This is a genomic window from Lysinibacillus sp. NPDC094177, assembly GCF_050279145.1.
Taxonomy (GTDB): domain Bacteria; phylum Bacillota; class Bacilli; order Bacillales_A; family Planococcaceae; genus Lysinibacillus.
The window spans coordinates 263,101-288,023 of record NZ_JBNNTW010000003.1 but is presented as its reverse complement, the minus strand read 5'-3'; the positions used below and the strand labels follow the sequence as shown (position 1 = coordinate 288,023).

The window sequence follows — 24,923 nt, the reverse complement described above, 5'->3', positions numbered from 1 at the left end:
GCAATATTATCATGCAAATAATTGGGGGAAAACTATGAGTAAATGGACATATAGTATTTTGATAACCTATCTAGTCCTAGGTATTTACGTACTTGTAGTGGCAATGAGAATACCTTTAATTGGTATTTCAGTAGAGACATTTAGCGGAAATACGGTTATGACTGACTTCTATTATCCCGATTGGGCACAGCAAAATAATATTGAAAAAGGTGATCTACTACTGACAATCGATGGCAAGCCTGCAGAAGATGTTCGCTCTATCCAATTCGATTCACTCGCTAGAAGTGCTAAGGAACTAACAATTATGAAGCCTGATGGTGATGTTCATTCTGTTACAGTTAAGCATAAGGATATTCCGGAAGAATTTTATTTGCAAATTATTTTTCCACTGTTTTATTTTGTCTTATCTTTTGGCGTCGCTATCTATTTATGGCGAAGAAATAAAGATAATCGGCTAACTAGTCTACTAACATTATTTTTATTAACTTGTTCATTGGCTTATATAAGTGCAGGAGCTTCAGGTAGAGGGAATCTAATTGGATCATCAATCATAACTATTGGTATCGTTTTATGCATAGTGCTTTTCATTCACTTTTTACAATTTTATTTCCGCTATCTACGTATAGAATGGCTCTACATCAATACTAAGTGGCTTTATTTAATATTACTCTTGATACCTTGCTGTGATTTCATTGAAATATTTTATAATGACTTCAGGACGATATCATCATTATTTTACTTAGGCTTGTTTGCTGTACTAGTTCTCTATGCCATCTATATTTTACTAACGAGTTATTTACGAACTAAACTGGCAAAGATCCGCCTGATTACTATTGCGTTTATTACGCCTTTCTTACCGTTTTTATTGTTTTTCGTCGTGCCTGAAATATTTGGCCAGAATCCTATTTTACATTCTGAGGTAGCAGCTTTATTTTTATTGTTTATTCCTTTTTCTTTTATCTTCATTCAAGTGAATGAACGATTATTCGATATTGAATATCAATTATCTCGTTTTCGTTATTATTCAACACTTGCTTTTTTTAGTGCATTAATATTAACTACAGGCATTACCATACTGTTAATAGACAAATTATCGATTGTTAAAATTACGAGTGTCTTTATATTCATATTCCTCGTTGTCATTGCTAGCTTCTATATAAAAGAGCAGCTTGATTTTAAGTATCGAAAGATTATATTTTCATCCACTGGCAATTACGTACATAATTTATATGCCGCTGTTAATCGTATGGGTAAGGCAAAAAATCAGCAAGAATTACTGGATCAATTCAAGTATGAAATAACAGAAAAGCTTGGTACTACAGCTTTTACAATTACATTCATAACGGATCATGTGCCATTCACTCGTGGTGAAGTCAACATAGGGAATGAAATGACTCATCTGCTATTACATGATGCAAGTGAAGAAAAAATCCTATTAAAAATTAGACATGTATTACAAAAAGAAGAGCTTCTTTGGTTAGAGTTACTTGCCCTTTATGTTTCAATGTTTATTGATAATTTAAAGCTCATTGAAGATTTAGTATGTGAAATAAAACATATGAAGGATAACAATGATACACAGCTTCCTTGGCTCGATAAATTATTATGGAATATCATTGAAAAGGAAAAAAGTATTTTAGCGCAGGAATTACATGACACTATTTTGCAGGAGCAACTTCATTTAGCGAGAGAGTTAGATGTACTTGCTAGCTCGCCTAGTATAAAAAAAGAAAAGGTATTAGATATTCGAGAGCAATTGCTGAATGCTTCGAAGGATTTACGTGAGTATTGTGAGAATTTAAGCCCTCCATTGCTAGACACATTTGGGTTACAAATCGCTTTAAAAAAACTGACCCAAAAGGTAAAAATACGGGCCGACTTTTTGTTAAAAGCCCAAATAGAGCGTGTCCAATTCCAAGATGTAACCTTACATTTAGTCGTCTATCGCCTTGTACAGGAGCTCTTAAATAATGCAATTAAGCATGCTGAGGCAACCGAAGTTTCACTAAGACTCCAAGCGATAGATCGTGGCTTCATCCTCCAATACGAAGATAATGGTATTGGTTGTAATATTGAAGATTTAATGCAATCTTCAGCTTCTATGGGCATTAACGGTATTCGAGAACGTGTCCGTGCTTTTAATGGAGAGATCACGATAACCTCCAGTCATAATGAAGGAATGCATATATTTATTCAAATACAAGAGGACGTGGAATCATATGATTGATATTCTTATTGTAGATGACCATCCTGTCGTTTTAGATGGTACAAAAACTTTATTACAGGATTTAGCAAATGTCCGTATAGACACCGAGCAGGATAGTGCCGCCGTTCTGCCGAAAATGGATGCCCAAGTTTTTCAATTATTTTTGATTGATATTAATATGAAACCTATCAATGGCATCCAGCTGTCAGAAATGATTAAGAAAAAGCAACCAGAAGCACTTATTTTACTCTATACGGGATACGAGCTTTCCGATTATTACGAACTACTTATCGAGAAAAAGGTGGATGGACTTTTATCAAAGCTTGCCACGAAAGAGCAAGTAATTCAAACCATCCAAGCCGCTCTAAGAGGCGAAATCCTATTGGCAGCTGATTTTTTAGATTTTGTACATCAGCGGACTAATCTACCAAATGTGCAACAAGATGTTTTACTAAGCGACAAAGAGCAAGAAATCTTACAGCTCGTCGCACAAGGCTGTACAAATAAAGCAATTGCTTCTGCCATCGGGGTCACACAGCGTACAGTTGAAAACTATTTATCCAAACTTTTTGTCAAACTAAGCGTAGAATCACGTGCAGAGGCAGTAATTGTCGCTAAGGAGAAAGCCTGGATTGACTAATTATAGAGTCCTCTAAAATGCATAAACTGTAATAAAAACATTACAATGTAAATTTTCTCTTACTAAAAACGGAATATACTGGATAAATATCTGGAACTGTTATATAATGAAAAAAATAATTACATTACTTCATCTTAGCCGTTAAATTCACGTATTCAAAAGCAATACGAGCTTTTGAATGCGTCATTTTTTGCAAGTGATCGAAGGAATATGATTGTTGAATTTTTTTGGGAGGTTGTTCACATGACACAAGGTACAGTAAAATGGTTTAACGCAGAAAAAGGTTTTGGCTTTATCGAAGTAGAAGGTGGAAATGATGTATTTGTACACTTTTCTGCTATTCAATCAGATGGCTTTAAAACTTTAGAAGAAGGCCAAAAAGTTGAGTTCGGTGTTGAAGAAGGTAACCGCGGACCACAAGCAACTAATGTTGTAAAGCTTTAATTTTAGCTTTAGAATGAATAGTGCAAAATTCAAGAGACATCCAAATTGCGGATGTCTCTTTTTTAGTTAACTATATACAGCTTAAGAAAAAAGCAAGCATCCTTATGCGTAAGAATGTAATCCTGCAATAACTAGATTCACAAATACCTGATTAAACACGATAATTCCAAATCCAATAATCGCTAACCAAGCCGTCTTCTCTCCCTCCCAGCCCTTGGAAAGTCGGAAATGAAGGAAAGCAGCATAATATAAAAACGTTATAAGTGCCCATACTTCCTTAGGGTCCCAGCCCCAATACCTACTCCAAGCAATCTGTGCCCAAATCATAGCAAACAAAAGTCCCCCTAGGGCAAACAACGGAAATCCTATGACAACAGCTCGATATGAAATTTCATCCATTAAAGCTGGCTGTACACGGTTTGTTAATGGCTTTAAAAAAACAATTAACCGTCTTCTCGTAATGAGTAAAATCACCGCATATAAAATCGTTCCAACTATAAATGACCATACAATAGAATTCAATTTCTTCGCATCTATCTTATTGGTAATCTGCAAAATACCAACCTGATCCCCACTAGATGTTACTGCATCTTTATTGACAATCAGCGGCTTCATAGTATAAACAGCGGTTTCTTCCTTCCCTAGCTTATTTTCAAATTGAACCTCGATTTTATCTGCTGCTAAGTTAAAGTAAGTGGCCACGCCAATAAAGCCAATCACGACAATTAAACAATACATAACGAATTCCAAAGCAACTGTACTTTTCGTAAATTTAGAAACATCTAATGTTCTTAATAAATAAATAATACCTGTTGCGAACGATATTGATAAAATAGCGCTTGAAAATGCCACTGTCATAACATGAATCGTTAACCAATTACTTTGCAGTGATGGAACAAGTGGTGAAACCGCTTTTGTAAAAACGCTTCCATATCCGAGAATAATTAATGACACAGGGATGGTAAACAAGCCTACAACAATTTGTTTATATAAGAAATGAATGATCAAATAGCTACCAGTAAGCATGATACCAAAGAACGTCATAAACTCATACATATTACTTACAGGTGCATGATCAACAGCTATCCACCTTAAAATGAAATAAACTAGCTGTAAAGCAAAAGCAATATATGTAAGCAGAAGACCTAATTTTCCAAACATTTTTCCTTTCGATTTTACGGCAAGCCCAATCGGTATAATGGCGATTAGTAGTAAAATAAATGCCGCGAACAATGAATTACTACTTATACTTAATAATGTTTCTTTACTCAATGTAATATCCTCCAAAGTATTTTTTTGCTCATCACCATAACGTGAGGTTGATTTACGTTCTAACTGGGGCAATGAGCTGTTTGGGCAACACATGCTAAATGTCGCGAAAAGGTAGTGCTAACGTAGCGGCAGTACACGATGTAGGTCACGAAGTCTTTATCATAGGATGTGATGCTTTTAGCTTAGGCTCACTCTAGCGTCTTCTCTGTGACGCTAATCCCAGTGTCTCCACTCAATTCAACTTGTTTTAAATGCCACCCTACCTTCTGTAATTTTTTACGGAAACTATTTAGTAGCTTCCAATAAAAATAACGTTATTCATCAAAATAAGTGCCATCATTTCCCTTTAAATTATTTTATTTTTTGGAATTGTTACAATTTAGTGGCGTGAGTAAATGGAAAAATTCCCAAAAGACGTCATCACATCAAAAAAATAACCATCTATATAAGAAAATAGATGGCGATTTACATAAGTTGGCATGGACTCTAAAAAGTATTCTTTTATGGGAGCTATGTGAAAAAAATATGCTCAAATGTTACATAAAGTTATGATAGATAAGTGGAGGTTAACTATGAAACAATACTCAACAATCATCAATACATTAATCGAACATGACTTAACGATAGAAAAAATACTTGAACCGCTTCCTGATTCAGAGGCCATTCAAAAACTGCCTTCCTTAGAAAAAGAGCATCGTCGCCCTTCCTTATTATTAATACGAGCAAGAAAATAACCTATCAAGCCTCGTAGCAGTCATTCTACTGCGAGACTTGCCTTAGAACATCCCCTACTTAAATTTCACATATATGATTTCGGGGTCACCTTCATCTAAGTTTTCAATAAATCCACTTCTAATAAATCCGGCCGTTTCAAATACCATATGCATACTAGTATTTGATTGGTTAGTAGAAGAAAAGATTTTTGGAGAGGCAGCCATTTCTACATAAAATGATAATAATGCTGTAGCAACGCCTTTTCTTCTGTCAGATGGCTTGACAATAACTAATGAGATGAAGCTATTTTCAAAAAAGTCATTTGTATAAATAAGAAAACCTGCAATCCCTTTTTCAGTTTGTTGAATGATACAACGTTTTTGGTTTATTGCTGTACGTATATATTCACTTCTTGAAAAATCACCAACTACTTCTTGATCAATCGCACAAATTTCTTCGATATGTTCCATACTTGCTTCTAGCAAATGTGTCATTCTGTTCCCCTCATTCTATTATATAAACGCATAGATTTTAAGATGCAATGATTTTTCTGCAAAATTAAATAGATTCCATCATTGTACAAGTTCTACATTACTAATCAAGTTTTTCACTATCAATCTTATTCATGTAATAACTCATCACTTTAATCACACCCCTGAACCCTGTTGCCAGCCTTCCTTCATCGACAAAACCGCATTTTTTATATAGTGATTGAGCCGCAATATTCGGTTGATTAACCCCTAGCACAAGCTCGTTAATATATGGAAAATGCTCCGAAACAAAGCCCGGTAAAAACTGTAATGCCGCTTTCGCATAACCTTTACCTTGTTCATAAAAGTCTGTCGAAAAGGCACGGATTAAAATCGCCTTTTCATTAGAGGAATATGGCTTAACACCCTCTTTTTCATGTAACACAAAGAAAGTTACGAGCTTGTCTTTATCTAATACAAGAATGGCATGACGATTTTTGTCCTGCTTCACTAGTTCGATGCTTGCTTTCGGAGACATCGTATAGCGAAGCTGCTCCTCCGTGATCGTATATTGTTCAATTAAGTGTTCATCATTTTCTTCATAAAATTTTAATCTCATCGAAGCTCTCCCTTTCATCTTCAGTCCTCGAATTCTTCCTCATAATATGGATATTCTTCAATATCAGACCCTAGCGCTAGTACACTAATCATTTCTTCCCCATGGTTTATTATACGTTCCATTAACATCCTTAATAAATCGGTAAGTGACTCAGGACACTTAGGAAAGACATCAAGTAACCTTTATATGTGAGATTCAGTTGCTCCTATTGCAAGTTGTAATTGAAGTTGCTCCTTTAGGTAAATATTTCATTAGACCATTAAAATAGGTATTGAAAGTACGCATTTATTCTTCCTTCTTTTTGATTTAAATTGGCCTTAAATAAGATATTGAATAAATGACAAATATAATGTATTCTAACATGATTTAGAAATTTATTTTTGGGTAGGTGTAAATTTTGGAACTATTAGAAAGAGCTCAAAAGCGAAAAGAAACGGCCATGCTCATTCTAGAAGAATTAGAACTGCTAGAAAAATGGAATACAATTGGACAAGCTTATGTTGTTGGTGCTACAGCGTATGATTTACTAGTGGATCTAGATATCGATATAGAAACCTTTAGTTATTGTCCTAATGCAGCTGAAGCCATGTCGAAATTATCAGATTTAACAAGCAATCCGAAGGTTTTAGAATTAAAGTATCGTAATTATTTGGAATCTCCATTTAATGGTTACTATTTTAAAATACAATATCAGCATATGCCATCAGAAATTTGGAATATAGATATGTGGTTATTTTCTGAAACACGAAATGGCCCTTTATCAAGAGATTTAGTATCGTTCATGACCGATTCCTTAACAATTGAGAGTCGAAAGTATATTTTAAATATAAAAGAAGAATTGCTAAAGAAATCTATAATACTTCCTTCAATTTATATATATGAAGCAGTATTAGACCACAATATTCGATGCCTTGACGATTTTCTAAATTGGATAGAGCAAAAAGATGTTGATAATCAAACCAATTGGCGCCCTTCAAAAAAAACTATAATTTAAAATCAGGCCACTGAAAAAGTGGTTTTTTCAATAAAACTCTAATAAAAATCTATCATTAGGATTTAGCGCTCTGGCGTTCGCTTTCCCGCAGGAGTCTCACGCCGCCGTGCTAAATCCTCGTAAAGTAAAATAATCCTAATTCAAAAAAATACTGTAAAAACATCCTATTTTAGAGTTTTTCAGTGCCCTCTTTAAAAATCAGGCGTTTCTTTTAAACATTTTAAAAAGGCTCATCACCATATCGTGTAGTTAAGTTCCGTTCCTACTGGTCGCTCACTTTCCCACGAGAAGCTTTACACTGCGACGAAAGTAAAACGATAGGAGCACTTGAGTTGTCATCAGCAACAATTAGCTAAAAGGGTATACATAAATATCAGCAACTAACTCTTTTATATGTAAATAATCACCTTATATTTTGCTATTCAACATACCTGATAAAAAATATTTATTTCCATCAATTACTAAAAATGCTACTATAAAGTTATCTAAACTTAAGGAGTTGTGTATATGAGTGCGACAAGTGCAGTTGATGTTTTGTTAATACAACAAATAATCCAAGGGATGTAGACTCTAACTGCAGCCCTTGAATAAGGGAGAAAAAAATGGAAAATTATTTTAAAGAATTTCTTACAGGTCAAGCTATTACTTTACAACAAATGACTTCCTCTGATTTAGAAGCATTTGTAAAAATCGAGAGTGAAAAAAGGTCGTTGCTCCTTGCAAACGACGAGATTCCCTTTCCAAATACATTCGAGGATCATGCTTCATTCTTTAAAAATATTAGTGGCAAAAAAGAGGAGTTTATCTTCGGTATATTTGAAAAGTCGACTAATGAGCTTGTCGGCTCCTGCGGTGTCTATGCAATCAACTGGCAAAATAGTACTTGCTTTGTAGGCATTTCGATTGGCGAACAATGGCAAGGTAAAGGACTTGGAACGGATGCAATGAAAACTCTTATTCATTTTATTTTTAATTATATGGCTATTAACAAAGTTAAGCTTCAGGTTTTCAGCTTTAATAAAGGAGCTATTCGTTCCTATGAAAAATGTGGCTTTACAAATGAAGGTATTTTACGCAATGAGATTTTCCGTTTCGGTCAATTTCATGATGTATTATTATTTGGCCTTTTACGAGAAGAATGGAATCATATTGGATAAGTAATTTTCCACTGAGTGGGAGTACTTCGACATTCTCGTTAAATCAAATATTGTTCTCGATAACATAAACGAAGGGGCTGTCAATAGACAGCCCCTTCTCTTATTCTTTCCAAACTCTTTGAACATCACTTAATACGAAATGCTGAAATGTTAGTTGGTACACATCAGGCATTGAAAGTTTTTTCCAAAATGAGTAATCATACTGCGGAGCAAAATATTGCATCACTAAGACCATTATATTACCATGTGTACTAATCACTACATTGTCATCTGGATGCGTATGTAAAATTTTTTGCAAGGTAGTAATAGCTCGTTCCTTTGCGGTTTCATTTGACTCTCCACCTTCAAATGCGAAATTCGGCTGACTCCATACTTGATGAATAGCAGCGTCAAAATCCAGTAATCTTCCATTAGAAAGTATTCTTTCTTTTAAAGAATCAATCGTATTTATCTGTAATTTATGTTCTTGTGCTATTCCTTCCACTGTCTGAATGGCTCTTTTATATGGACTTGAATATATAGTATGGATTATTTTATTTTTAAAAAGTGTAGTAACACGATCTCTATCCTCAACCCCTTTGTCAGAGAGTGGACGATTGTACTCATCGGCTGTATAGTGAGAATGAGCATGTCTAACAAAGTATATTACAGTCATTCTAATCTCCTCTATTTTTCTTCAGATTTTGCCTTCTTTTCTTTCATATAATTGTATAAATCAACCTTCCACATACCATCCTCTTTTAATAAGGCAAATGTCTTGCCGTAATGGGAACTTCCGAAAATTATCTCCAATTGGACAATTGCTATATTTTCGGTGCTAGAATCTTTATTCAAGGAAATATTATCGTAGTATCTGTACATTAAATAATTCTGTATATCCTCATCCAATAAATAATCTATATACTCTGCTATAAAGGTTTGTTTCTCAGGAAGCTCATGGTTATTGTAGGTAATAGCATACAGTTTATCGAAATTATGCTCAAAAATTAAATTCATCATAATTAACACCATTTCTTCTGGTGTAAAAGTCTTTAAACTATTAATATCCCCATTGCTTAAGAATTCTTCATATAAAGCTCTCTTGTCCTCTGGCAATTCCTCTAAATATGTAAAATCATACTCCTTATCAAAAGCTGGAGATGTCGGTTTTGATTCTTCCACGTGTTGAACGTAAAGATTAGTAGTCGCATTTGATCCTGAAGATTCTCCTGTATTTGTTTTCACTTCTGAACATGCTATTAATATTACACTAGAAACGATAAAAACGCTTAGTAATAGCCACCTTAACTTCAATATCGTAAACCTCCCCTACGATTGATTAGAATAGCAACTCCATTTATCTATAATTCTATATTTTTCGAAAATTCTCAACATTATCAACCATAATAAACTCTCTTCAATAACAAACAACAAAGAAGTTTATTTGATAAATTGTGACAAGATATGAAATTCATTATAATTTCAATCGAAGCTGACATAAATTTTTATAGTAAAAAAGATGCTAATCTATTAAATTTCACTCTTAACATTTTCTAAAATATAACCAAAAAAAAAGCCTAATATTTTTATATATAGGGTAATAAAATACACAAATAATACAATAAAAGGTAATTTCAATAGATCTAATTATTCAATAATAAATTTTCTAATTTTCCCTACTTTTACGAAGTAAGATATTTTTCTATGACTAAATTACGAATTTCTCACTCTATACACAATATGACATATTTTTTATCTTTGGTGAGATACAATGAAAAAGTTGAATCGAGGTCAAAGTATTCCAAGAACATGGAGAAAAAATTTTAGGGGGAAAAGATTTTGGTTAATATATCGTTTAAACACTTCTTGAAGATGGAAATTGAAATTAAAAGAAAAATAATGTATAGAAAAGCTATGGATTTAGGTTTCACTCATCCTAGCGTGGTAGATTGTAGTCAAGAACTAGATGTTCTACTAAATAAATATTCAAAAGCGATCAATAAAGCCAGCTAAAACTATTTCAAATGATTCGTCTAGTTTAATCCTGCATTTCCTGCATTAGGTTCCGTTTATAAAATAGACATCAAATTCCTATTACTGTTGTAAATATACGTATAAATAACATAAAAATGGGATATCTTCTTTATGACAGGAAAAAGGAGGCCTATTCATGCAGGTATTATTTTTATCATTGTTCGTTTCAAGCTTTTTACTACAGCAGCCTCAAGATTCAGTAGAAAACACAGCACCGATTCTTTGCATACCTTCTGGAACTACATCTTATAAATATCCTAATAATCAATATCAAACATTTCTTGCTGAGAATGCTTTTTATCATCAACTAGACAGGACAATCTACGAGGAATATAACAATGCTACCTTGAACATTCGTCAAAAAATAGCCTTTAAGGACGTACCGAAAGCAGAAGAAACATTTCATTTAAAAACAAATTTTATACGTGAAAAAATAGACCTCTCTCAACATACTTTTATTCATCCCAATAGACAAGTATATTTTTTAGCATCCTTTAAGCAATCTAATCAGGAGACTTATCATAAATACCTGGTCATTGACGCTGAGACACAAACCATCCTTTTTGGAAATAGTATTTATCAAAGTAATAGTATGTATTAAATCTATTTCGTTTGTTGTTTAATTTATTGTATGCTCGAAAATTGATTTATAGTAGCAAAATCGATGAAAAAACCAACATTTTTAAGTAAATTTCCAAAAATATTTTTCACAACATTTATATCATTTTTTTAGCTCGCCTCTAGAGGGTAATGACTTCCTCCTAGCGGCGAGCTAAATTGTTTAATTACCTCTAAAAGATAAAGCTTTTTGCTGTATTTCTTGCTTTATTTCCTCTATAAACTGTTACGATGGTTTTCAATTAATGCTTGATGTCCATATATTATTTGTGCGTAAAGTATGTATCAAAGATGTCGCCTTAACTGTAAAATCCACTTATTTTTTCACGTATTCCAATACTTATTTTTTCATACACTTCGTACTTCTAAAGTCTCATTGTGAGACTGCCATTTAATTTGAATAATTGGGGCAGCATCCTTTTTAAAAATTTTTGCACTTTCTCTTTTCTTTAAGATAAACTGTTTATCTGTATTTACTCGGACGTCATTGAAAGTTATTGATTCTTTAGACCCTCCTATCGTTATTTGTAAATCACCTAAGTCTTGCTCTTCTCCAAGATAGAAAAGTTTTAAGCCCTCCTCAGTATTACTATGATAAACGGCCTTCCAGTGATCACTTTTGGCTATGTAGTGTACCTCCTCTTGTTGATTTGTACTACAAGCAACTAACACAAACATCGTCAAAATTAGGAAGCATAATTTTTTCATTAGATATCAATTTTCCTTTCCTTGAAAGTTATCATGATTATATTAACTTCAATCTATCCTTCTAATTCCTAGAGAAAGTTGTTACTCAGCTTGAATAGTTATCATCAATCCAGTCGATTTTTCCCCAAAGGCATCGCTATATTCTTTAAAGACAAAATCTAATCCTTTTATATTATCGGGTAACGGAGGTGAAACGATAAAAGTGCAGCTGTCATGGCCATTTGTTCCTCCTCCGCTATCGATCCAACAGTCGTATTCTTCTCCTACAAACAACTCAAAACTGTTATGAGTATAATTGTGTCTAACATGGACATTTGATTCTTGTCGAGGATCCCAATCGGTTAATAGTTGTACAACACTTGCATTTTGATACTGCCGAATATAAGTTACCGTATAGAATCGTTCATCAACTTCAATTGACTTTAAAACTGGAATATGCTTTCTAAAATCAGTCGGCTCTACGCGAGGTTTATAATACTCTTCTGTTCTCATCACCCCAAATAATGATGCAAGAAAGGCTTCATAAAAACCATATTTTTTTGCCCAACGAGCAAGCGCTTCATCGGGTGGAAAACCAGGATTGTTATTTGATAGATGGTTACGCTGATTTATAAGAGTGCAAATTTGCTCATCTATAGTAAACAACTGATGGTCATAATAATCTGTTGGGCGGTCATACGATTCTTGATTCATGTAAATCCTCCTAAGTCATAAATTGAGTAAACCAGGCAATATATTTTGCCCCAGGTATAAATAATAGCTGTGCTAAGCATGTACCGAGCAGCCTTGAACCCATCATCATCACAGAAGCTCGTTTAAGACTTAAGTAGCTGCCTCTTTGATTGATAACATCATCTGCTAGAATGGAAATTTTAGGGTCAATAAATATAATTAATAGCATCGTTGCTACACCATTAATAAGCCCTGACGACATCACAGCAGTTGTCGATCTTTCAGGAACTAATAAAGAAGCGTAAAGTGCAGATAGAACGCCAATTGTATAAATAGCCGTAATGACGACATTAATAATAAATAATTTAACAGGGATATCGCGCCAACTAATACCTTTTAAGTATGAAAAGCTTGGTAGATTAATATGTTTTATTCCCCGTTTGACATAATCGAAACTAAAGCTTTTTTTGAATAATGCTGGAATGGAGCCTCTTTCCTCAGACAAATGAATAATAGCTCTTGAAAATATTGCTACAAATGTCGGCAATAGAAGAATGCCTACCAATGTACCAAGTGAAGCGGCGCCAATAAGTATGCGGAACTGCTGCTCCACAAATGCGAGTGTGTTTTCCTTTGGCGCTGTGTCAGTCAAACTTCCTGTAAAAGGCTGTTGCATCATATTTGCCAACCTCGAAAACATGACCATCACATTAAACAAGGATAGTGCAGATGCTAGTAATTTTACACGTGCACCTGATAATCGAACTGCATACGCAAGTGTTTCTATCGAATGAATAATGAGAATAAATAAAGCTATCATGATCAATTTATCTGTTATAATATCCAAAATCTTTTACCTTCTTTTTCGTTTGTTCATTAGTATCGGTAATCCAAGCTCTAGTTATCCCCTTATAGTAAGGAACTCAACAGAGATACTCCTTCCTTTTAATATTCTACGAAATTCACTTTAATAAGTTCCATTATTTTCTTACAAAAAAGAAAAGCTATTCATTAATAGGAAAATACCTAATGAATAGCTTGTCTCAGAATTTAATGATTAACTGCAAAGTCATTATTCCAGCTAGTTGAATCAGATAGCTGGTAGGTCACCATGTTGGCGGTTACAGCAAGAATCACACCTGCTCTAGATTTATCTGTAGAAATAGGGTCCTCTAACACTAATACAACATACCCCTCACCCTGCCCGAGATGATCTATGGCACTTTTAGCGTTTATTTCAAAGGTTGTATATGTTTCATCATTTGTAACTGGGAGTAATCGATCCTTTTGATAGGCTCCATTTTCCTTTAAATTATAGCAAACAGGCATCCATCCTTTTGACCAATCAATACTGCCTATTATTTCTTTTTTACGATGTGCCAGATTGCCGATTGAAAACTTAAAGTATATCTTCATAATAGCTTGATCTAATTCATTTTTCCCTTCACACACAGGTGTAACTTCCAACTTTATATCTCCCTTTGAATGCTTCTTTATAACCACTAAAGTCACAGTGAAAATACAGATAACAAGTACTATGCCGATAACGATAAATCCCATTTAGTCCCTCCTAACATTACAATGACTGTTACTATTAGATTACCATGTTTTAGGTGTTATAGTATTTTTTCATCAAACAATCTTATGAAATGACATGGGCATAAATGATAAGACAAAAAACGAGTATAGAGTGCATTAGCCACTTAAATTCTCACCCTGACTTAACGGACATATGCAATGAAGGGAAATTAACCGTAAAGGCCGGCTCTCTTCTGGAATATTTAACACTATTCCCAACTCCTAAGCTCTAATATTTTCCGTTTACTTTAGAAGTAATGCTCAACTATACTAGAGTGAATTTGTTTTTTAGGAGATTTATTATGAGAACATCTGTACCTTGCCCAAATTGTCAAGAAGCAATAACGCTTGATGACTTTGAGGATTTTTCATCACCATTTACCATGAAATGTCCATACTGTTACGCCAAATTAAAAGAAACAAAAGTAACCCCATTTCTGTTAATTGGTTTAATTGCAATAATTCCTTTATTAATTTTCATAACAAAAACACTAGTTCCTTTAATTTCCAGCATAATCCCTCTTTTTGAAAAAATACCTTCCCCTATCCTATATACGGCTGTATTATATCCGTTTTATGCTCTTTATGAGCGATTCAATGGACTTGTTATGTTTAATAAAGGCAATTTACAATTGAAAAAACGTCAGTGATCAGTCTGGGACTATACTGGTCAAAACCTTAAAAGCGCTAGAAATCAATTTTAAAAACGTTGATTTCTAGCGCTTTTCTAATGTGATTATTTTGTAGCTTGTAACTCGGCTGTTAAAGTAAATGGCATTTTTAAATAATTGTACTTAATCGTTATTTTTTTAATAGTAGGTGCTTCAACCTTCACTGCATAATGCTGGGGCTGCTTTCCAATGGCCTTGCGATCTATGTACTGACTAGGAAAAATGTCTACTTGCCTTAACTTATGATACGTAATATTCGGATTACCCACTAGCTTCGTTTCTGCTTCAAACGGTTCAGCCCTACTTACGACAAGTTCAGCATTTTCAGGTACTTTATCATTGACGAGTATTTGCTGAAGTTCTATCTCACGTAGTCCTTTATTCTCTATTTCTACGATTCTTATCGTCGAATCATCTGTAGGATTCATATAGCTGTTCATGACAAGTGGTGGATTACTTTTTAAAAAAATGATAAAGGCCGCTCCTACCACTAGAACACTAAATAATAAAACAAATAGTACTTTTTTCATTTCATTCCTCACTTTCCTGCTACCTATCAAGTATAACGAGAAATCGTAGGTGATGAAACCTTGAAAATATTGAGTAAGGATATTTCTTCGCCAATTGGCATTTAAATACAGTCAATCTTCTAGCTCACTTCTTTGCACTACCTTTTTATGCATAATAAAAACAATCTGACTCATTATAAGCCAGATTGCTTTTCTAATCGTATTTCATCACGTATTGGAATCCCATCATTGCCGATTAAAGGAATTTCGGGTTTATATGCTCTTGCTTGCTCGACTGCGTTTTGTATGATTTCGACTAAGTGATAGCCACGTTTTTGATAAAATTTTAACGCATGTAAATTATCATTTGTCGTAATAAGGGTAATCATTGTACAGCTTTGTTCGAATGCATGCTGTTCAACTGCTTGTACAAGCAATGAACCAATTCCCCTTCCTTCTTCAATACTATCAAGAGAAATAATTTCACATTCTTCATCACGAATGATATACGTTACGAGACCTAAAATCTTGTTTTGTTCATCTACATAAGCGAAGCCATCTAATTTACTGCAGTCATATATCCCACTGGAAATGACCATTTCCGTACTTCCCCAATGCTCCTTAAAAAACTGCACCACATCATTTTGGGGTAATTGTTGAATAGGAATCACTGTCATCTAACATCCTCCTAAATAGAAATATTAAATATACTAGTAATAGCTTTTTGAACACCTAGAAATACTGCCCACGAAACAATTCCTAGTCCGATGGCAAAAACGAGATGGATCGATGATTTCATTGCCATATAAATAACAAATAGCATGACCATTGTCGCTGGTAGTCCAACGATTACACCAACCGTAAATCGCTGAATATGCTCACTCGGTTCACTTTGCACAGTAAGCCAGATGATACTTAAAATACTGACAAGTGGTAGTGCTGCGATAATGCCACCATAGGTTGGAAATCTTCTAGCAACCTCTGTCACAATACCAATAACGGCTGCTGAGCAAAGAATTTTTACAAGTGTGTACATTATTTAGCCACCTCGCTTAATAGACGAAATGCCTGTAAAATCGTTTGTTGTTGTTCTTCTGAAAGCTGGTTTAGTGCATGTTGCAGTTTCACATCATCTAATTCTGAGTTTTTCTTTAAGATGTGAAGCCCTTCAGCTGTTAGATGAAGATGTACTTTGCGTTGATCGTCGATAGCCCGCTCCTTTGTTACCCAACCATTACGCTCCAGCTTTTTTATATGCTCTGAAGCTGTATTTTGAGAAATATTCAGTAACTCCGCAATATCACGAACTGTTACTTCATCTTCCTTTTGAATCATCTGTAAAATACGCACGCTTTGATGTGAAATTGTATCTTCATGCGTTGTATGTAGATGGTAAAAAATTGATGTAAAATAGTTATTTATATCTTTAATCATCAAATTTGCTCCTTTAATATATCGTCCAAATCGATTATATCGTAAAGTACGATGTATTGAAAGTGAATTTTTTAAAGCTTATATTTTCAGATATTTTAATATACGAACAAATTGGTAAACATCCAGATAGATTATCGATATAAAAACACAGTCATCAACCCTATCAACTAGACTGAAATATTCTAGTTATTTTTGATAAAAGTCTATCTTTCTCAGTTTCTTGCTAATTATTCAAAACAGGGACTTGTACGGCGTTATTTCGCGAAGTATTATTATACTATTCTGAATAAAAAATCGAGGGTTATATATGTTGTATATTCTATATTTTATAGTCGGCGGCACTATCATGGTCTTAGCACTACTGTTAAGCCAATCAAAATATCTGTTTTTATCAGGCATCATTACGGCATTGCCTATCCTAACTCTTATCAATATGGGCATGCAGATGAAAAATATGAAAGAAGATACTTTCCATAGCGTTTTACAAAATACAGTGTTTGGGGCTGTCGGTATGTTACTTTTTACGGTTCTTGCATTTTTATTAACAACCTGGTTTAAACCTAGCATTTCCGTCATTAGCTCTCTTGCAATTTATGCAGTTTTTATGTTATCAGGCAAATATATTATGTCGATGTTTACATAAAATGAGGGGCCGTCAGAAGACAGCCCCTTACTAGCTTTATCGGAAAATCCCCGAGATATTTATAAAATTTTCACATAGACACCCTGTTGAAATTTTTCTTTAGCAGCTACATTCATTTTTCTAACATCCTCAGATAATTCGCTTGCCCTTATTAATCTATTATGAAGGTAAAGCAAAGGATCGATAAGCCGAGTTTTATTCTTTTGATGAATATCAAATTCTTTCTGATCCACTCTCACTTTTACATCTGCATGAAGCTGTTTTAAAAGGCTCTGTACTTGCCTATCATTAGAAGATTTCATCCGTTCAATTAGTTCATTATCTTCCATAAGAAAATCAGCAAGTGTAATAATCTTTTTTTCTAATGATAACTTTAAAGTTTGTGCCAATTTATCATAGGCATAAATATTTAACGGATTCATAAAGAAATCAAGAACTTCTTGATAATATGTTTTCACAAACCATTCTGCACTTTCAATACTTTTAAGACACATCTGCCCTTGATAAATTATAATGTCACTTATAAATTTTTGTATTTCTTCTAGTGACGCTTGCCCATATACATACATATCCCTTAACGTATAATCTACTCGATCTGCACATAATTCAGGAGCTGGTTGTTCAAGTAAATCCCATTTCCCAGTATTTAATAGTAGGTATTCATAATTATAGTTATACTTTTTAAGAATAATAGGAATTTCTGAATTCCTAATCACATCTATAAATATTTCTTCATGATAATCTTCCGCTTTATTTTCAAGGACGAAATCAATAACATGCGAAAAAGCTGTATGTGAAACATCATGTAATAATCCTGCAATCTGCTCCTCTAAAGAGCCTCCAAGCTGTTTAATTAGCAGCATAACTCCAATCGAATGCTCATAACGTGTTACATTCCATCGACTATTTACAAGATAACTTGCACCACCCTGATGTATACCCTTCAATCTTTGCACTGGTTTACTCGAAATAAGTTCCGTTAACACGTCCTCTATCTCGAATTCGCCATATATATTATCAGAAATAATCATATAAGCATCTTCCTAATCAAAATTCGAAAGTACAAAAACCCCACCACAATGCGAAATTGGGTGAAATTCTAATTGGCACACTCCTTTTAATAAGTAGCTAATTTCCTCATGAACAAAGTAAAATTCATCATCATCCCAATAATCAATACTTTCTTGACGACATTTTTCAAGCTGCTCTCTTGTTTCAAACCCAATATCGCCGATTAAAATTTTGCCTGCAGATGTTAGCTGCTGCAATAAGGCTGTAATGTATTGCACCTTCATTTCATCAGTAAAATGATGTAGTGCATAGGTGCTAATAATGGCGTCATATTTTTGATGGAGGAACTCTGTTGGCAGCCCTTCTGACAAATCCCATTCCATTAAGTTTGCATCAGGCATTTTTTCTTTAGCGATTTCGATCATTTTCGAGGAGAAATCGATTCCATTGATAGTATGACCATTATCATAAAGCTTTGCTGTTAATACCCCTGTGCCAAATCCAATGTCTAATACAGTAGATTTCGGAATGGACATGACCTCGTTAAAAATCGTATTTAATACTGCTTTATATCCTGCAAATGGATATTGATTGCTTTCTTCACTTAGCTGAACCGTTTTATCATAACCATCAGCCCATAAATTAAATCCTTGTTGATTTAGTAGCATTAAAGTCCTCCTATGTTTTCCATCGATTACAAGTCTGAAAGTTTATTTGTATAAAGATAATAACGTTGTTTAATTCGAGAAATAAATAATTAACGCCGCCGTTTATAAAATGATATGTGTATTAAAGAATTCGAGTATTTTCTCATACACGTAAATTTCATTCGCCTTTTTAGAGAACCCATGTCCTTCATCCTCTAGCACAATATATCCAACTTCTCGTCCCTTGTCCTTCAATGCAGCAACGATTTGGTCAGATTCCTTTTGCACTACACGTGGATCGTTCGCGCCTTGAATTACTAACATCGGTTTCGTCATGCCATCTAAATACGTAATTGGTGAATCGGCTATTAATCTATCCTTGTCTTTCTCTGGATCTCCTATCCATTGCTTCATATATGGCGCCCAAAAATCCGGAACAGACTCAATAAATGAGAACAAATTACTTGGTCCAAAAATATCGACAACTGCTTTAAAGTAATCTGCATGGCGACCATGTAATAGCAGTGCCATATAGCCGCCATAGCTGCCACCTAAAAGCAGCATTTTATCAGGATCCGCATAGCCCTTCTCAATAAGCCAATCAATCCCAGTAATATTATCAAGACGTGGACCATGACCCCAATCGCCCTCTACCATTTTCATGAAGTCTAGACCGTAGTTAGATGAGCCTCTAAAGTTAGGCGTAAAAATAGTGTATCCCTGGTTAACTAGGAATTGGAACATAGGTCGAAATGATTTACGTTCAATTGATTGTGGACCACCATGTGGCCATAAAATAACATAGCCATTCGAATTTTCTTCCTTCGCCTTGAACAAGAGTGCCTCAATTTCTAAACCATCAAATGATGGATAACGTAGCACTTCGGGTTCCACCAAATCCTCGTCTCGAACACCTGGAACTCTATAGTGAGTTAACTCCAACCAAGAACTACCCATTTCCTTCGAAACAAAAATATTATTTGGCTTCGTTGCCGTTTTTCCAAGCAAATATAAATGTCCGCTTGGCATAATAACCATTTTCTCAATAATATCAACAGGTATTTCGATTTTTTCATTTTTCCCATCTGCAACTGAATAACGATAAAGCCGATCTTCCACACCATAGGAACCAACAATATATAGTGCATGCTCTTCTTTCGAATAATTAATACTTGTAAAGGTTTCTTTTTCTAATTGAAGCAACTTTGTAAATTGTTTTGACTGAATATCAAATTTTGCTAAGTAGCTAAAATTATCATCGTAATCTGTTAAAAAATAAATTTCCGTTTCAGAAGTATACACTAAATCGGAAACTGTATGCTGCTTATCCGTTAATGGTGTAAGCAATACTTCCTCACTATCAATCTGTACATATGCTAAGGAATGCGTATTACCAAACTGTTTAATATAAACAAATGATTGTTCCTCTGGGCTAACTGTAGCGATAAAAGTAGGTGCAATACTACCCTCTATAAGTAACTTTTCCTCTCCACTCTCAATGTCATAAACTAAACTATTTAAATATGTCGAATTTCCAGTTGTAGTCGAGTAATAAAGATGTCTACCATCCTCAGTCAAATGTGAGTAGAAATGACGTTCTCCCTCTTTATAGCGAATTGGTACTAGGCTTCCTCCCTCAGGTGAAATTGCATAAATTTGACTATTCTCATCGCCATCCTTATCAAATCCAGCTAAAAGGAAATCACCTGTTTTCGAATATTTAATAAAATCCGACGTTTGATTATTAAAAGTCATTTGATATGGAAATTTTTTCTCTAAATCCATTCCCCATAGATTAAAATATCCATTAAAATTCGTACTTAATACCATCTGCTTTTCATCAGGGCAAATTGCAAAATCACTTACTGTTAAACTTTGCAAAAAATGCTTTGTGTTCATCTTTTCAAATTGAATCATAGACTATCCTCTTTTCTTTATAATTTTTTCTGTTAAAGGTTTCCATCCCTTTTCCTGAGATTACGCCTTCGTGACCAACAGCCTTGTTGCCCAATCGCTCATCGAACGCCCCGCCCAGTCGGAATCGATTTCAACAAGCTATGCTGGCTATCCTAATAAATACTATTATACCATTTAATACAATATAAATATCTGAATATTTTTAACTTTATCCATTTCCTAAAAAATGTTATGATAAGAATAGTCTTCTTTTCAAGGAGGAATCGAAATGGACGCATTCTTTTGTAATGCTTGCTCTAGACCAAACACTTTACAGGTCAAAGAGGTCTAGAAAAAGTTAACGTAAATAACATAATTGAATGATCTCTTTAGGCCGTAAACCTTTATTAAAAGCCTACTATTCAGGAGTGAATTCAAATGGAAAAACAAACAATTCAGCCGTTTTTAACGGTCGCAAACTATCATTTACTCGAACAGCAAATGAATAAAATTATACAAACACTCGCAACAACAAAGGATAAAAACGTTATCCTAGCCGTACACGGTATTGTTGAAAGTGAAATTACGGCAAAATTAGCGCTGTCCACTGTTGAAGCTCAGCTTATTGAACAGCTTTTTAATGTGACGGATCGTGCACAGGGGGAAGCGTATATAGAGCAAGTTAAACCATACGTCATCCCATTTAAAGCAATCACTGCAAGCACACTAAAGAGCCTATTTAAAAAAGAAAAAAAGCTCAAGCTACCGAAGCTTGAAGAAATGGATTTTCAGGAGATTTGTTATTTAGCATGGGATGATCCTGGAACACATCGAAAATATGTCGTGATGGAACAAGATGAACAGCTAAAAGCTATTAAAGGTACATTCTCCAACAATACAGTTCGCGGAATATGTGCTATATGTAACCGCCATTCAGATGTTGGCCAATTTACTACGTCCGTAAAAGGTCAAGTCGTTGGAACGTTCACAAGTTATAGTAATTACATTTGCGCTGATAGCCAAACATGCAATCGACATGTAACGGATATAGAAAAAACAAAAGCGTTTTTCAATCGCATCACTCAATAAAGTAAAACTTTAATCAGTGGGGTATTCTTCATCCCCACTGTTTTTTATTTTGGCTGTTTTCGAAAAGATTGTTGCTATTCACTAACAGGGCAGTTTAGTTGAAGAGTGGTGTTTACCTTGTTATTCAACAATCGGGCCAGATTGTGGAGTAAGGGAGGTAATCAGATGGTTCATCTCGAAATTATTAGTTATGCCAAAACAACACGCCCCAAATGAATATTGAACAAAGCGATTATATATGATTGGAGGAAATAGAAAATGGATGTAAGGACACTTTTGTTACAACAATGGGCAAGCTGCTTAGATAAAGAAGACTGGTTTCCACCACTTGAAAAAGTACTAGAGAATATTACTTTGGAACAGGCAATTTGGAAACCAGTTGAGGGGGCACATTCCATTTGGGAATTAGTTTGTCATTTACTTTTCTATGAAAAGAGAATTCTGTTACGCTTTCTTGGTGAAACAGCAAATGAACCAAAGGCAGAAAATAATGACGCTACATATCGATTACCAACTGAGACCTTTCCAAATTGGAAGGAAACAAAACAAGAATACTTTTCTGTTCATCGTGAACTTGAAAAAATACTAGCAAAATCAGAACTAGAAGATTTGTATAGACCGATTCCCGATGACAATCCATTAGTGCTTGAACTGAAGAGTTTAGCAATGCACAACGCATATCATATTGGGCAAATTGTATTCCTCAGTAAAATGCAAGGAGCCTGGGCAGGGAAACGCAGCTTTTAAAAAAGCTTCATTAGCTTTACAGTTATTCCATTAACGGGCGCGATTGTTGAAGAAGCGTCGCTGTCCTTATTAAAATGGTAGTAGCAACAATCTTTGAGAAAACAGCCTTTATTTTTTACATCAAGCTTTATGTTCAGATAAAATAAGCCTTCTCCGTTAAGGGGAAGGCTTTTTGATAGTCTTTATTAATACCGAAGCTGCTTTTGATCTACTTTTATAATCGACGATGCGATGATAACAAAGCCAAGCATTAAAACAAAGATTAAATCGAGTAAACCTGTATGCATAGATACCGTAAATACTGTAATAGTAAATGCATAGGCGACAGAATGGAAACTTCGTATACCCTCTTGCTTCACTTTATTATAAATTAATGAAATTAAAGCACCGTATAAAAAGAAGCCAATTGCTACTAATAAATAGCCTCCATCTAAAAATAATTGACCGATAAAGGTCGGTGTAGTTGTGCGATTTCCACGTGTAATAACTCTACCCTTCTCCACACTTACGGAATTGACAACCTCTGTTACCTTCATACGAGGTGAAACTTGCTCACCAGGTAATATTGTAGTAAAGATACCTTTATGGATATCACCGTTTAAATACCCGTTCTCCTGTGTATACTCCATAATTGTACTTAACACAATATGCCCTGTTACACTTTCTTCATTTAATGCACGCACCCATAACGGCGTTTGGTTGACCTTTTGTTCAGCCGTTAACAGCTGATCTCTTGCCTCTTCCGTTAGCTCCACATCAGGCTGGTCTCTTCTATTAAATTCTAATGACCTGTCCTCCGTTAACACACGAATAAAACTAAACATCGAGAAAGCTACACCAATAACTAACAGCGTTGTTAAAAACCACGTTAATTTTACTCTTTTTACTACGTAGTGGATAATGATGAGCCCTGTGAATAGCATGATAATTAATGGTGTTCGATAAGCTACTAACACAAATAAAAACATGACTACTGCATAAATAGCGCCGTAGATGAGCCCTTTTTTCCACGTCATCTGCTTTTCCAAAATCATTTTATAGGATAGTAACAATAAAGCTCCAAACCATAGTAATTGACTAAAGAAGTTCAGCTTCGGATTTAGATTTCGGCGATTTGATTCATCCGAAATACCAAGGCCGCTTCCAAAAACCATCAATATGTACGAACATAAACCAAGTAACGTAAGAAAAACGATGAAATGAATCACATATTTGCCTAAAAACGACAGACCGAATGAAGGGATTGTCCATTTCATCTTATCTATAACGTAAACACCTATGTAATAACAAATAACTGCTAAAATGACTGCCGGCCAAATGGAAACATGTAAATTGAACAGTTCAAACCTATGCCAATCAAACATACTAGTAAAGAAATATAGCAGTAAAATAAATGGTAAAAAGAAATACGGCGAAAAAGTATCGATTTTATTTAATTTTCTAAAAAATTGTTTCATATCCTTTCACACCCTAAGATGCTTTCTCCCCCAAACTTTAAGTTATTTTCCAATAATGTAAAATAAAAATAGTATATCATATAAATAGATTATTATATATATACTTACTATTTTTGTTAGTTATTTAAAAAATTTACCTTCTAACCTCTAATTTTTCAATGCTTTTTTTAATATCATAAACAATTCTTTAGTGGATTCTTCCCCCTGTAATTTATAGGTTTTACTATCAAACAATAGTGTTCCGTTTCCATTTACAGAGAATTGGTAGAAAGCGCTGTTTTGAAAAATAACGAACACATATCCTTCCATATAAGAGAATTTTGCGTCAGTCCGTTTTACTTCTAACCCTTCCAACGCTTGTTTTAAAGTTGAAAAAGCTGGATTACTTTTATCAATGTTTGTCATCGTTACCGTTAATTCATCTAAGATACAAATCTTATTTTCACTTAATTTATTTGTATGGAGAAAAGTTTTTACAAGGTTTTTTGTTTTGTATTCATCAAAAATGTACACTGAGACAGATACTATTAATAAGCAAGCTATAAAACTAACAATTATTTTTTTCTTCATTTGATGTATATCCCCCTTAAAAATATTAAAACGTTTTTCGGGTTTTAAGTAAAAAAATGGATGGTTTAAAAATAAATAAAGTAGGCATCTACTATAAGAATAGATGCCTACTTTATTCGGTACTTGCTCAACTATTACTCTTAA

The 24,923-nt window shown here is 34.2% G+C and carries 30 protein-coding genes; 12 read left to right on the top strand and 18 right to left on the bottom strand.

From position 1 onward, the window contains the following. The first annotated feature begins 34 nt into the window (after positions 1-34). From ACQKNC_RS07510 to ACQKNC_RS07500, 3 genes are all read left to right on the top strand, one after another. Entirely contained in the window at positions 35-2,227 is a 2,193-nt protein-coding gene (locus ACQKNC_RS07510) for a sensor histidine kinase (protein WP_427424219.1), read from the top strand. Next, positions 2,220-2,846, top strand: a complete 627-nt coding sequence (locus tag ACQKNC_RS07505) for a response regulator (protein ID WP_427424218.1) — start codon at positions 2,220-2,222, stop codon at positions 2,844-2,846. Before ACQKNC_RS07510 ends, ACQKNC_RS07505 begins: the two co-directional genes overlap by 8 nt. Positions 2,847-3,089: 243 nt before the next feature. Then, positions 3,090-3,290, top strand: coding sequence for a cold-shock protein (locus ACQKNC_RS07500; RefSeq protein ID WP_053592785.1), 201 nt, complete (start codon positions 3,090-3,092; stop codon positions 3,288-3,290). Between the two features lie 102 nt (positions 3,291-3,392). On the opposite strand, the gene ccsB is transcribed toward ACQKNC_RS07500, so the two are convergent. Continuing rightward, positions 3,393-4,562, bottom strand: a complete 1,170-nt coding sequence (ccsB, locus tag ACQKNC_RS07495) for a c-type cytochrome biogenesis protein CcsB (protein ID WP_427424217.1) — start codon at positions 4,560-4,562, stop codon at positions 3,393-3,395. 572 nt (positions 4,563-5,134) lie between these two features. Between ccsB and ACQKNC_RS07490 the strand changes: the two genes are divergently transcribed. After that, positions 5,135-5,296, top strand: a complete 162-nt coding sequence (locus ACQKNC_RS07490) for a hypothetical protein (RefSeq protein WP_427424216.1) — start codon at positions 5,135-5,137, stop codon at positions 5,294-5,296. Between the two features lie 54 nt (positions 5,297-5,350). Here ACQKNC_RS07490 and ACQKNC_RS07485 read toward each other — a convergent pair whose 3' ends face one another. Together ACQKNC_RS07485 and ACQKNC_RS07480 are read right to left on the bottom strand one after the other, a co-directional pair. Further along, entirely contained in the window at positions 5,351-5,770 is a 420-nt protein-coding gene (locus ACQKNC_RS07485) for a GNAT family N-acetyltransferase (protein WP_427424215.1), read from the bottom strand. 100 nt (positions 5,771-5,870) lie between these two features. After that, positions 5,871-6,365: a GNAT family N-acetyltransferase gene (locus ACQKNC_RS07480; RefSeq protein WP_427424214.1), complete on the bottom strand. Its 495-nt coding sequence runs from the start codon at positions 6,363-6,365 to the stop codon at positions 5,871-5,873. A gap of 397 nt (positions 6,366-6,762) precedes the next feature. Here ACQKNC_RS07480 and ACQKNC_RS07475 point away from each other — a divergent pair, with 397 nt between their 5' ends. Both ACQKNC_RS07475 and ACQKNC_RS07470 read left to right on the top strand, forming a co-directional pair. After that, on the top strand, positions 6,763-7,359 hold the full coding sequence (locus ACQKNC_RS07475; protein ID WP_427424213.1) for a hypothetical protein: 597 nt from the start codon (positions 6,763-6,765) through the stop codon (positions 7,357-7,359). Between the two features lie 602 nt (positions 7,360-7,961). Beyond that, positions 7,962-8,516, top strand: coding sequence for a GNAT family N-acetyltransferase (locus ACQKNC_RS07470; RefSeq protein ID WP_427424212.1), 555 nt, complete (start codon positions 7,962-7,964; stop codon positions 8,514-8,516). A 100-nt stretch (positions 8,517-8,616) separates the two neighbouring features. Here ACQKNC_RS07470 and ACQKNC_RS07465 read toward each other — a convergent pair whose 3' ends face one another. Both ACQKNC_RS07465 and ACQKNC_RS07460 read right to left on the bottom strand, forming a co-directional pair. Beyond that, positions 8,617-9,171: a histidine phosphatase family protein gene (locus tag ACQKNC_RS07465; RefSeq protein WP_427424211.1), complete on the bottom strand. Its 555-nt coding sequence runs from the start codon at positions 9,169-9,171 to the stop codon at positions 8,617-8,619. Positions 9,172-9,182: 11 nt separating this feature from the next. After that, positions 9,183-9,809 (bottom strand): hypothetical protein, encoded by a 627-nt coding sequence (locus ACQKNC_RS07460; protein WP_427424210.1) that lies wholly within the window; start codon positions 9,807-9,809, stop codon positions 9,183-9,185. A 525-nt stretch (positions 9,810-10,334) separates the two neighbouring features. Here ACQKNC_RS07460 and ACQKNC_RS07455 point away from each other — a divergent pair. Both ACQKNC_RS07455 and ACQKNC_RS07450 read left to right on the top strand, forming a co-directional pair. Further along, positions 10,335-10,508 carry a Spo0E family sporulation regulatory protein-aspartic acid phosphatase gene (locus ACQKNC_RS07455; RefSeq protein ID WP_427424209.1) on the top strand — a complete coding sequence of 58 codons (174 nt, stop codon included), beginning with the start codon at positions 10,335-10,337 and terminating at the stop codon, positions 10,506-10,508. A 157-nt stretch (positions 10,509-10,665) separates the two neighbouring features. Beyond that, on the top strand, positions 10,666-11,130 hold the full coding sequence (locus ACQKNC_RS07450; protein ID WP_427424208.1) for a hypothetical protein: 465 nt from the start codon (positions 10,666-10,668) through the stop codon (positions 11,128-11,130). A 365-nt stretch (positions 11,131-11,495) separates the two neighbouring features. Here ACQKNC_RS07450 and ACQKNC_RS07445 read toward each other — a convergent pair whose 3' ends face one another. From ACQKNC_RS07445 to ACQKNC_RS07430, 4 genes are all read right to left on the bottom strand, one after another. Further along, positions 11,496-11,855 carry a hypothetical protein gene (locus tag ACQKNC_RS07445; protein ID WP_427424207.1) on the bottom strand — a complete coding sequence of 120 codons (360 nt, stop codon included), beginning with the start codon at positions 11,853-11,855 and terminating at the stop codon, positions 11,496-11,498. Positions 11,856-11,936: 81 nt separating this feature from the next. Continuing rightward, on the bottom strand, positions 11,937-12,548 hold the full coding sequence (locus ACQKNC_RS07440) for a hypothetical protein (RefSeq protein WP_427424206.1): 612 nt from the start codon (positions 12,546-12,548) through the stop codon (positions 11,937-11,939). Between the two features lie 10 nt (positions 12,549-12,558). Continuing rightward, positions 12,559-13,347 (bottom strand): lipid II flippase Amj family protein, encoded by a 789-nt coding sequence (locus ACQKNC_RS07435; RefSeq protein WP_427424339.1) that lies wholly within the window; start codon positions 13,345-13,347, stop codon positions 12,559-12,561. Positions 13,348-13,577: 230 nt separating this feature from the next. Beyond that, on the bottom strand, positions 13,578-14,087 hold the full coding sequence (locus tag ACQKNC_RS07430; protein ID WP_427424205.1) for a hypothetical protein: 510 nt from the start codon (positions 14,085-14,087) through the stop codon (positions 13,578-13,580). 320 nt (positions 14,088-14,407) lie between these two features. On the opposite strand from ACQKNC_RS07430, the gene ACQKNC_RS07425 reads away from it, so the two are divergent. Continuing rightward, a complete protein-coding gene (locus ACQKNC_RS07425) occupies positions 14,408-14,755 on the top strand; it encodes a hypothetical protein (protein WP_427424204.1) in 348 nt (115 codons plus the stop codon). Between the two features lie 86 nt (positions 14,756-14,841). Here the strand turns inward: ACQKNC_RS07425 and ACQKNC_RS07420 are convergent, their stop codons facing one another. The 4 genes from ACQKNC_RS07420 to ACQKNC_RS07405 all read right to left on the bottom strand — a co-directional run bounded on the left by ACQKNC_RS07420 (position 14,842) and on the right by ACQKNC_RS07405 (position 16,719). Then, positions 14,842-15,306: a hypothetical protein gene (locus ACQKNC_RS07420; RefSeq protein WP_427424203.1), complete on the bottom strand. Its 465-nt coding sequence runs from the start codon at positions 15,304-15,306 to the stop codon at positions 14,842-14,844. Between the two features lie 173 nt (positions 15,307-15,479). Next, positions 15,480-15,962, bottom strand: a complete 483-nt coding sequence (locus ACQKNC_RS07415) for a GNAT family N-acetyltransferase (RefSeq protein WP_427424202.1) — start codon at positions 15,960-15,962, stop codon at positions 15,480-15,482. Between the two features lie 11 nt (positions 15,963-15,973). Beyond that, a complete protein-coding gene (locus ACQKNC_RS07410; RefSeq protein WP_427424201.1) occupies positions 15,974-16,321 on the bottom strand; it encodes a DUF3147 family protein in 348 nt (115 codons plus the stop codon). Continuing rightward, positions 16,321-16,719: a MarR family winged helix-turn-helix transcriptional regulator gene (locus tag ACQKNC_RS07405; protein ID WP_427424200.1), complete on the bottom strand. Its 399-nt coding sequence runs from the start codon at positions 16,717-16,719 to the stop codon at positions 16,321-16,323. Before ACQKNC_RS07405 ends, ACQKNC_RS07410 begins: the two co-directional genes overlap by 1 nt. A gap of 307 nt (positions 16,720-17,026) precedes the next feature. Here ACQKNC_RS07405 and ACQKNC_RS07400 point away from each other — a divergent pair, with 307 nt between their 5' ends. Next, the gene (locus ACQKNC_RS07400; protein WP_427424199.1) at positions 17,027-17,362 is read left to right on the top strand and encodes a hypothetical protein; all 336 of its coding nucleotides are present in this window, start codon (positions 17,027-17,029) and stop codon (positions 17,360-17,362) included. A 59-nt stretch (positions 17,363-17,421) separates the two neighbouring features. Here the strand turns inward: ACQKNC_RS07400 and ACQKNC_RS07395 are convergent, their stop codons facing one another. From ACQKNC_RS07395 to ACQKNC_RS07385, 3 genes are all read right to left on the bottom strand, one after another. Beyond that, the gene (locus tag ACQKNC_RS07395) at positions 17,422-18,393 is read right to left on the bottom strand and encodes an HD domain-containing protein (protein WP_427424198.1); all 972 of its coding nucleotides are present in this window, start codon (positions 18,391-18,393) and stop codon (positions 17,422-17,424) included. 12 nt (positions 18,394-18,405) lie between these two features. Further along, the gene (locus ACQKNC_RS07390) at positions 18,406-19,041 is read right to left on the bottom strand and encodes a class I SAM-dependent methyltransferase (protein ID WP_427424197.1); all 636 of its coding nucleotides are present in this window, start codon (positions 19,039-19,041) and stop codon (positions 18,406-18,408) included. Between the two features lie 102 nt (positions 19,042-19,143). Next, on the bottom strand, positions 19,144-20,937 hold the full coding sequence (locus ACQKNC_RS07385) for a S9 family peptidase (RefSeq protein WP_427424196.1): 1,794 nt from the start codon (positions 20,935-20,937) through the stop codon (positions 19,144-19,146). A 417-nt stretch (positions 20,938-21,354) separates the two neighbouring features. On the opposite strand from ACQKNC_RS07385, the gene ACQKNC_RS07380 reads away from it, so the two are divergent. Together ACQKNC_RS07380 and ACQKNC_RS07375 are read left to right on the top strand one after the other, a co-directional pair. After that, on the top strand, positions 21,355-22,005 hold the full coding sequence (locus ACQKNC_RS07380; RefSeq protein ID WP_427424195.1) for a FusB/FusC family EF-G-binding protein: 651 nt from the start codon (positions 21,355-21,357) through the stop codon (positions 22,003-22,005). A gap of 258 nt (positions 22,006-22,263) precedes the next feature. Further along, positions 22,264-22,752, top strand: coding sequence for a DinB family protein (locus ACQKNC_RS07375; protein ID WP_241603724.1), 489 nt, complete (start codon positions 22,264-22,266; stop codon positions 22,750-22,752). Between the two features lie 185 nt (positions 22,753-22,937). On the opposite strand, the gene ACQKNC_RS07370 is transcribed toward ACQKNC_RS07375, so the two are convergent. Together ACQKNC_RS07370 and ACQKNC_RS07365 are read right to left on the bottom strand one after the other, a co-directional pair. Continuing rightward, a complete protein-coding gene (locus ACQKNC_RS07370) occupies positions 22,938-24,209 on the bottom strand; it encodes an oligosaccharide repeat unit polymerase (protein ID WP_427424194.1) in 1,272 nt (423 codons plus the stop codon). Positions 24,210-24,356: 147 nt separating this feature from the next. Beyond that, positions 24,357-24,779 (bottom strand): hypothetical protein, encoded by a 423-nt coding sequence (locus ACQKNC_RS07365; protein ID WP_427424193.1) that lies wholly within the window; start codon positions 24,777-24,779, stop codon positions 24,357-24,359. Positions 24,780-24,923 lie beyond the last annotated feature (144 nt).

What these genes read in the sequence shown, in the direction of transcription:
- ACQKNC_RS07380 (WP_427424195.1), top strand. Translation starts at nt 21,355, where the DNA reads ATGGAAAAACAAACAATTCAGCCGTTTTTAACGGTCGCAAACTATCAT.
- ACQKNC_RS07470 (WP_427424212.1), top strand. Translation starts at nt 7,962, where the DNA reads ATGGAAAATTATTTTAAAGAATTTCTTACAGGTCAAGCTATTACTTTA.
- ACQKNC_RS07480 (WP_427424214.1), bottom strand. Translation starts at nt 6,365, where the DNA reads ATGAGATTAAAATTTTATGAAGAAAATGATGAACACTTAATTGAACAA.
- ACQKNC_RS07505 (WP_427424218.1), top strand. Translation starts at nt 2,220, where the DNA reads ATGATTGATATTCTTATTGTAGATGACCATCCTGTCGTTTTAGATGGT.
- ACQKNC_RS07405 (WP_427424200.1), bottom strand. Translation starts at nt 16,719, where the DNA reads ATGATTAAAGATATAAATAACTATTTTACATCAATTTTTTACCATCTA.
- ACQKNC_RS07490 (WP_427424216.1), top strand. Translation starts at nt 5,135, where the DNA reads ATGAAACAATACTCAACAATCATCAATACATTAATCGAACATGACTTA.
- ACQKNC_RS07435 (WP_427424339.1), bottom strand. Translation starts at nt 13,347, where the DNA reads ATGATAGCTTTATTTATTCTCATTATTCATTCGATAGAAACACTTGCG.
- ACQKNC_RS07400 (WP_427424199.1), top strand. Translation starts at nt 17,027, where the DNA reads ATGTTGTATATTCTATATTTTATAGTCGGCGGCACTATCATGGTCTTA.
- ACQKNC_RS07385 (WP_427424196.1), bottom strand. Translation starts at nt 20,937, where the DNA reads ATGATTCAATTTGAAAAGATGAACACAAAGCATTTTTTGCAAAGTTTA.
- ACQKNC_RS07390 (WP_427424197.1), bottom strand. Translation starts at nt 19,041, where the DNA reads ATGCTACTAAATCAACAAGGATTTAATTTATGGGCTGATGGTTATGAT.
- ACQKNC_RS07445 (WP_427424207.1), bottom strand. Translation starts at nt 11,855, where the DNA reads ATGAAAAAATTATGCTTCCTAATTTTGACGATGTTTGTGTTAGTTGCT.
- ACQKNC_RS07485 (WP_427424215.1), bottom strand. Translation starts at nt 5,770, where the DNA reads ATGACACATTTGCTAGAAGCAAGTATGGAACATATCGAAGAAATTTGT.
- ACQKNC_RS07450 (WP_427424208.1), top strand. Translation starts at nt 10,666, where the DNA reads ATGCAGGTATTATTTTTATCATTGTTCGTTTCAAGCTTTTTACTACAG.
- ACQKNC_RS07510 (WP_427424219.1), top strand. Translation starts at nt 35, where the DNA reads ATGAGTAAATGGACATATAGTATTTTGATAACCTATCTAGTCCTAGGT.
- ACQKNC_RS07500 (WP_053592785.1), top strand. Translation starts at nt 3,090, where the DNA reads ATGACACAAGGTACAGTAAAATGGTTTAACGCAGAAAAAGGTTTTGGC.
- ACQKNC_RS07440 (WP_427424206.1), bottom strand. Translation starts at nt 12,548, where the DNA reads ATGAATCAAGAATCGTATGACCGCCCAACAGATTATTATGACCATCAG.
- ACQKNC_RS07410 (WP_427424201.1), bottom strand. Translation starts at nt 16,321, where the DNA reads ATGTACACACTTGTAAAAATTCTTTGCTCAGCAGCCGTTATTGGTATT.
- ACQKNC_RS07425 (WP_427424204.1), top strand. Translation starts at nt 14,408, where the DNA reads ATGAGAACATCTGTACCTTGCCCAAATTGTCAAGAAGCAATAACGCTT.
- ACQKNC_RS07465 (WP_427424211.1), bottom strand. Translation starts at nt 9,171, where the DNA reads ATGACTGTAATATACTTTGTTAGACATGCTCATTCTCACTATACAGCC.
- ACQKNC_RS07375 (WP_241603724.1), top strand. Translation starts at nt 22,264, where the DNA reads ATGGATGTAAGGACACTTTTGTTACAACAATGGGCAAGCTGCTTAGAT.
- ACQKNC_RS07370 (WP_427424194.1), bottom strand. Translation starts at nt 24,209, where the DNA reads ATGAAACAATTTTTTAGAAAATTAAATAAAATCGATACTTTTTCGCCG.
- ACQKNC_RS07415 (WP_427424202.1), bottom strand. Translation starts at nt 15,962, where the DNA reads ATGACAGTGATTCCTATTCAACAATTACCCCAAAATGATGTGGTGCAG.
- ACQKNC_RS07395 (WP_427424198.1), bottom strand. Translation starts at nt 18,393, where the DNA reads ATGATTATTTCTGATAATATATATGGCGAATTCGAGATAGAGGACGTG.
- ACQKNC_RS07430 (WP_427424205.1), bottom strand. Translation starts at nt 14,087, where the DNA reads ATGGGATTTATCGTTATCGGCATAGTACTTGTTATCTGTATTTTCACT.
- ACQKNC_RS07365 (WP_427424193.1), bottom strand. Translation starts at nt 24,779, where the DNA reads ATGAAGAAAAAAATAATTGTTAGTTTTATAGCTTGCTTATTAATAGTA.
- ACQKNC_RS07420 (WP_427424203.1), bottom strand. Translation starts at nt 15,306, where the DNA reads ATGAAAAAAGTACTATTTGTTTTATTATTTAGTGTTCTAGTGGTAGGA.